Here is an 880-nt window from a genome sequence, read left to right on the forward strand (position 1 = left end):
CGGCGAGCGCGTCCGCCGCCTCCTCGCCCAGCACGGCGAAGCCGCGCGGCTTGTCCCGGTCGGCCGCGATTTTCGCCACCATGCGGTTCGCCGCGAGGCCGATCGACACCGTGAGGCCGAGCGTCCGCTCCACGTCCAGGGCGAACCGGGCGAGCACGATCGCGGCCGGCGCGCCGTGCAGCGCCTCGGTCCCCGCGAGGTCGAGCACGGCCTCGTCGATCGACAGCGGCTGCACCAGCGGCGTCAGGCGTTCCATCATCGCCCGCATCTGCCGCGCGGCGGTGGTGTATTTCGCGAAGTCGGGCCGGATCACCACCGCGTCCGGGCAGGCGGCCAGCGCCTTGAACATCGGCATGGCGCTGCGCACGCCATAGAGCCGCGCGACATAACAGGCGGCGGTGACGACCCCGCGCGTCCCGCCGCCCACGATCACCGGCCGCGCGGCGAGGTCCGGCCGGTCGCGCTTCTCCACGCTGGCATAGAAGGCGTCGCAATCCACATGCGCGATGGTGAGGCCGAACAGCGCGGGGTGGCGCACGATCCGCCCGCCGCCGCAGCGGCACGGCAGCGCTGCGGCGCAGTCACGGCAGAGGGCGGGGACGGGTTCGGCGGCGGGCGGCCCGGCGGGGTTCGCCGTCAGGCCGGCCACAGCCACGCGGCCCCGCGCACGCCGGAGCTGTCGCCGTGACGGTTGCGCAGCACGGGCGTGGTGATCACGTCGCTGAAGGCGCGCCGGCGGATCAGCGCGGGCAACCTGTCATAGAGGTGGTCCATGTTCGACAGCCCGCCGCCGAGCACGATGCAGTCGGGATCGAGGATGTTGACGATCGGCGCCAGCCCTCGCGCCAGCCGGTCGAGGTGCCGCTCCAGCGCCGCCCGC

Annotated in this window: 2 protein-coding genes; both read right to left on the reverse strand. The window is 74.3% G+C overall.

From position 1 onward, the window contains the following. Positions 1 to 655 (reverse strand): Y-family DNA polymerase (locus B8460_RS19175; protein WP_456303914.1); only part of this gene is annotated, 655 nt, incomplete at its 3' end. Then, positions 637 to 880: ROK family protein (locus B8460_RS19180; protein ID WP_048863229.1), on the reverse strand; the 244-nt coding region annotated here is incomplete at its 5' end. The genes B8460_RS19175 and B8460_RS19180, both read right to left, overlap by 19 nt.

Origin of the sequence: Acidisphaera rubrifaciens HS-AP3 (assembly GCF_000964365.1) — a bacterium.
Classification (GTDB): domain Bacteria; phylum Pseudomonadota; class Alphaproteobacteria; order Acetobacterales; family Acetobacteraceae; genus Acidisphaera; species Acidisphaera rubrifaciens.